Raw genomic sequence first — 5797 nt, 5'->3', positions numbered from 1 at the left:
AGCCGCACCTTTACGCTTGGTTGTCATCTCGTCCCCGCGGACCAGTGGACGTTACGCCTCGAGATGCTGACGAAGGTGCGGCGTGACATCAAGGATGAATATGGAGTTCGCCTTCGGGACGAACTCAAAGCGAACTACCTGCTCCGCCCTAGAGGGCCCCTAAAGGACAAAGGACTGGGGGATGGGCAGCGCAGGGACATCTACCGGAGGGCCATGAGGGCCCTCACCACTGTGTCGAGTGCTGTCTTCGCTGTAGTGATTGATAAGGAAAATATGGCAGGCGGAGATCCGTTTGCCATCGCCTGGGAGCACCTCATCCAGCAACTGATGATTCGGTCGGAGAGTATGGGACATCCGATCGTCTTGGTCCACGACGACGGTGAAGGCGAGAGGGTGCGGATGGTGCACCGGCATTGCCGAGAAGTTGGCGTCACTATGGGTGGTGGCAATGCCAAGGCTGACTTGTTGGTTGAGGATCCCGTGCCCAGGCGCTCGGAACTCTCTTACTTCATTCAAGCCGCCGATCTCGTGGCATACGCGGCATTTCGTCGGGTTCACCGCCGCAAAAAAGGCCCGCGTCGGTGTGCGACGCCCACATGTGGGAGGAGGTAAAGCCGCTTTGGGCCACTGATGTGGATCAGAGCAGAAGCGATGGAATATTGGTGTGGCCACGTAAAGAAGAAGGGCGCCCTCTACGGGGCGCCCCTTGAACTCACACCTACACCGGGCATGCGCCCGGGTCAGTGCGCACTTTGAGTGTAGGTCATCGAGGTGGCTAGATCCAACTGCCGCCGACGGCGTGGGAACCGGCGCCTGACTCTAGGCTACCGCGGGCTCGCCTTGGTGCACGGCGGCGTAGATGCGCTCGCGCAACGCGTTCGCGTCGTCGCTGGTCATGGTCTGATCGACGGGCCGCAGAACGAGCCGGATGAGGAGGTTCACCTGTCCGGGCCGGATGCCTAACCGTTTCCGCGCGGCTTTCGGCAACTCGTCGTACTGGGTAGCCGACAGCACAGCGACCTCCTCGACGAGGTCCGCGTCGCCCTCCAAGGCCTCACGGATGCGGTCGCCGAGCACCTCATCGTCGACGCCGCTGTCGACGGCGATCGAGATGTCACGGCGCGCGGGCGGCAGATCGGACACGGTCCGGTACGGCGTGAGGTCGTGCATCTGCTCGGCGATCCGGACATCCGCGGAACGCAGCAGTCGGATGTCCGGGATGCCCTTGCGTAACATGAGCATCCGGTCCAGCCCCATGCCCAGCGCGAGTCCGGTCCACTCAGCCGGATCGAGACCGGCGCCGGCCAGGACGTCCGGGACCGCGAGGCCGCACTCGGCGATTTCCACAGGCTCGTTGCCGCTGATGGCGTTGACTTCGCGTCCGCCGACTGTGTATGGGTGCGTCGCTGACGTCCAACGCCAATGGGCACCGGGAAGCAGCGCTTCGACCAGCGTGGCCACCATGTCTTGGAGATCATCGTGGTCCAGGCGGCGTCCGCCGCGGCGCAGCAGCCACAGGTCCAGCTGGTGTGGCGTTCCCGTGTGGATTCGGTCGATGGCGTCCCTGCGGTGGCAGATACCGGGAAGAACGAGCAGGACCTGCTCGGAGCCGAGCGAGGATGAGCCGCCTCTGCCACCATCCGGTCCGCCGTGGGCGGCCGCCAGCCGGCGCAATGCCGGCGGGATACCGGCCGACGTGTGGCTGCGCAACATCGTGGTGTCGCTGACGTACCGCGTATAGCGGACGTCGCGGGCGACCGCATCGGGTGCGTATCCGAGCCGGTCGTAGTTGTCTTCCAGGCTGACGATCGGGCGCGAACGTTCGACGCATACGTCGGCGTTCCACAGCCGAGCCAATGCCGCCGCGGCGTCGTCGATGAGGATCTGGAGGGCATGCGAACCCTCGGCCGGGTCGGTGAGGTCGCGCACCGACAGAGCGTTCAGGAGAGCCGGCAACGCGAGCGGCGTGACCCGGTCTCCTTCTCGGATGCCGGTAGAAGACGTGCTCAGGACGGGGGTGGGTGTAGACATGCGATGACCTTCTTCGCGGAGTGGGATGAACGGAGGGAGCGAATCTCCCCCGGCCGGATCGGTCCGCGAAGGGTCAGTGCGTCAGGCGAGCACACCCCGCGGGCGGCGAACCGTCGCCGACCGGGGGCAGATAAACAGACGCTGACCTGGCATGTGTACGAGCGTAACGCCGACGGCTGCGGAACACCAAGCCGCCGCGGTCTACGCCTGCTGAAGTTGCGAAAGCTCCTCCGCTGTGAACGCGCGCAGGACGCAGAACTCGTTGCCGTCAGGATCGGCCATGACGACCCAGGTCACGTCGTCGGACTGCCCGACCGACTCCCGGGTAGCGCCGAGAGCGGTCAGTCGTTCGACCTCGCGGACCTGGTCAGTGGGACGGAGGCAGACGTGCAGGCGATTTTTGACGGTCTTACGTTCCGGGACCTTTAAGAACAACAGGTCAGGCGAGACCCCGTCCTCCGGGCTTCCGGACGGTGGCTCGAGCGCGACCTCGTCCTGGTCCTCGTAGGTCCGGCGCCAGCCCAGCGCAGCCTGCCAGAAGTCCGCTATCCGGCTCGGATCGTGCGTGTCCACGCTTAGGCATTGGATCCGTAGTCCCGGGGTGTTCGCCGAGTTGTCCGCTTCGGCGGGTGTGTGGCTCATGCGTGTGTCTCCTTCGTCGTGACGTCGCGTGGCACGTTATGGCATCGCGGGGATGACCGTCACCTGCTTTTCGACGGGTCGGGGCGGTCGACGTGGACAGAGCGCTGTGCACCCTACGACGTCGGTGTTTCGTCGAGCAGCCCACGCTGATAAGCGAGCGCGACCGCTTCGGTACGTCCTGCGGCGCCGAGCTTGGACATCACCCGGGAGAGGTGGACGCTCACCGTCTTCTCACTGATGAACAGTTCCTCGCCGACCTTGCGGTTGGTGTGTCCCTGGGCGACGAGCGTCAGCACGGATCTCTCCCGAGGCGTCAGGATGTCGACCGACGGGACGGGCGCGCCGGGCAGGGAGATCCGCGCTCGCCGGGCGAGTGACCGCACCGCGTCGGCGAGTGGCCGCGCACCGAGCCGCTCGGCCACGGATAGCGCGTTTGTCAGCTGGTCGGCGGCGTCGTTGCGCTGATCGGCCACGATGTGAACCTCAGCGAGGCGCCAGCGTGCGATGGCCTGCTGGTACACCTCGCCGTAGCCGAACGCGTCGATGACCGCTTGCCATGTCTCAGGCGTTTCCTCACCGCGCAGGCGAGCGTGCTCGGCGCGTGCCCGTCCCAGCCAGGCGCGCCCTTCCGGTCCCAGCCCGGCACCACGAGGATCGCCGAGGCGCGCCGTCTTCTCGGCGGCCTCGAGCAGGTTGTCGCCCGCCTCGACGATGTCCGCCGGCGGCGCCGCGTCCCTGGGCGTCGCGGCGGAGCGTGCGAGGTCCGCCTGCGCCTGAAGTGCGAGAGCGGAGAGCCGGATGCCGCTCATCGGCCACTCTTCACCGGAGCAGAAGCGGATGGCATTCAGCGCCTCGTCGACAACGGTGACGGCGTCCTCAGACCGGCCTTGCCAGCACGCGAGCTCAGCACCAGCGGTGCCGGCCAAGATCGCGATCTGCTCATCTTCGTTGCGGTACCACTCGGGTCGAAGCCGTTCGAGTTCTCGCTCGGCTTGCTCGAACTGTCCACGCCCCACCTGGATCATCGCTCCGGACGCGGCCAGAAGCGCCGTGATGGCGTCCGACACGGCTTCGCCTGGTGGCGCGGCAGCCTCGGTGGCGGAGTCCCAGTCGCCGCGCGCATGGTGGACCATGGCGCTTATCCAGCGGATCTGCAGGCCGTATGTGCTCCAGGACAGGCCGAGATCGGCAGCATGCCGCATGGCTTCGTCGGCGATACGCGCCGCTGTGTCCAGCTGGCCTTGATCCTGACGGCCGAAGATCAGGTTGTACCACGCCCTGAGCTCGACATCGAGCGACCGGGCCTCCTCCGCCCGTCGCCGGGCACGTTCGAGCAGTTCAGCGGCTCTCTCGGGGTAACCGTCGTGATAGTCGCAGAACGCCTGGGAGATCAGGGCATCGGCTTCGGCGCTGGCTGCCCCCGAGGCGCGGGCGTCTTCCTCAGCGGCCTCGGCGAACTGCCGGCGCTGCGTGTCGACCATGGTCACCCTCGCCCGCATGGCCAGCACCCACGCTCGTTCCGCGCTTGGTGGGCTGTCCTTGATGAGCTCCCAGGCTTCGCCGATGGCTTGGTCGGCCTCTGTCCATTGGCCGTCACCGATCAGGGTCAATGCGAGCTGCCGGCGGGTGTCGGCGGAGAGGACGGGATCGTCGTGTGCATCCGCCAGCGGCACGGCAGTCCGCATGTAGGCGAGGGCGCGCTCCGGCTGTCCGGCCGAGCCTGCCGCGTGGGCCGCTTTACAGGTCAGGGCGAACTCGCTGACACCCGCGCGTGCCTCGGCGTCGTCGACGACGTCCCACAGCTCGAGGGCGCGTTCGATGTGCTGAAGTTTCGCGCCGAACGCACCTTTGTGCTGCGCGTCGCTCGCCGCCTGGACCGAGGCGGCGAGTGCGGTCGGCAAGTCATTGGCCCGAGTGCTGTGGTACGCGAGCGCGGCGGCTATCCCGGGCCTGTTCTGCTGGGCCAGCCATTCCGCGTAGTTGGCGTGCAACCGGACTCGCTCACCCGGCAGAAGATCGGTGTAGATGGCCTCGCGGAGCAGAGCGTGCCGGAATGTGTAGGCGTCCTCGACCCCGGGGACCAGTACGTTGTTCTGTAACGACTCTCTCAGGGCCGCCTCGAGCTCGCTGGCCTCGAGGTCCATGACGGCATGCAGCGTGCCATGCCGGACATGCCATCGGCCACTGACCGAGGCAACGCGGACCACTCGCTGAGCGATCGGGCTCAGTTTCTCGACCCGGGTCAGCAGCACGTCGGCGAGCACGGTCGGGATTTCGCCATCCGACGTGGAGCGGGTGGCCAGGAGCTCCTCGGCGAAGAAGGCATTGCCCTCGGAGCGCATCGCGATGTCGGCCGCGACATCGTGAGGGACGTCTCCCTCGGAAAGGGTCTTCACGAACGCCTCGGCGTCCTGCTGACTGAACGGATGAACGTCGAGCCGCTCGACCGCGGGCAGCCTCACCAGCTCCGCGAGAAGGGGGCGCAGCGGGTGCCGGCGGTGCAGATCGTCGGAACGGTAGCTCGCCATGACCAGCAGGCGCTGGCCGCTGAGCCGGGACAGCAGGAAGGACAGCAGATCACGCGTGGACGGGTCGCTCCAATGCAGGTCCTCGATCTGCAGGGCGACGCAGGCGTCCTCGCTGAGCTCGCTCAGGGCGCCCAAGACGGCATCGAAGAGCTGGAGCTGGTCGAACATGTGCGCTCGTGCTGCCGTGTCCTCGCCTTGGCGCACGTCGGCCGTATGAGCCCGCGCATGTTCAGGTACGCCGGTACTGACCAAGCTGGACAAGACCGGTCGGCGCGCGAGCAGATCCTCGTCGAAGGAACGGATCTGTTCGACGATCTCGCTGAACGGCAGGTACGGGAAGCCGGCGGCGCTGATGTCGACGCATCGGCCGACCAGCACGACGGCGCCGGCGTCGCGCGCGATCTCGGCGGCCTCCGCCATCAGTCTGCTCTTGCCGACGCCCGCGTCGCCCGATACCAGGATGGCTCCCGCCGAGCCGGAGCGGGCGCGTTCAAGCGCGGCGCGCAGCTGATCGACTTCCGCCTTGCGCGCGACCAACGGAAAACGGGAACTCAGTCGGGGCACGGAGTCAATGGTCGCACGTAGCGGCGACGCCG

Annotated in this window: 4 protein-coding genes; 1 reads left to right on the top strand and 3 read right to left on the bottom strand. The window is 66.8% G+C overall.

What is annotated here, in order from left to right:
• On the top strand, window positions 1-612 hold a 612-nt coding region (locus ELR45_RS29750; protein ID WP_165368224.1), incomplete at its 5' end, for a DUF3800 domain-containing protein.
• 207 nt (window positions 613-819) lie between these two features.
• On the opposite strand, the gene srmL is transcribed toward ELR45_RS29750, so the two are convergent.
• The 3 genes from srmL to ELR45_RS42210 form a co-directional block, all read right to left on the bottom strand.
• A complete protein-coding gene (gene srmL, locus ELR45_RS29745) occupies window positions 820-2031 on the bottom strand; it encodes a PheS-related mystery ligase SrmL (protein WP_129669528.1) in 1212 nt (403 codons plus the stop codon).
• Window positions 2032-2232: 201 nt separating this feature from the next.
• The gene (locus ELR45_RS29740; RefSeq protein ID WP_165368223.1) at window positions 2233-2673 is read right to left on the bottom strand and encodes a VOC family protein; all 441 of its coding nucleotides are present in this window, start codon (window positions 2671-2673) and stop codon (window positions 2233-2235) included.
• Window positions 2674-2786: 113 nt separating this feature from the next.
• Window positions 2787-5765, bottom strand: a complete 2979-nt coding sequence (locus ELR45_RS42210; protein ID WP_205857532.1) for a helix-turn-helix transcriptional regulator — start codon at window positions 5763-5765, stop codon at window positions 2787-2789.
• Window positions 5766-5797 lie beyond the last annotated feature (32 nt).

This window comes from Phytoactinopolyspora endophytica, assembly GCF_004138495.1.
Taxonomy (GTDB): domain Bacteria; phylum Actinomycetota; class Actinomycetes; order Jiangellales; family Jiangellaceae; genus Phytoactinopolyspora; species Phytoactinopolyspora endophytica.
Note: the sequence above shows the minus strand (reverse complement) of the source record. Positions and strands in the feature narration are given on the sequence as shown.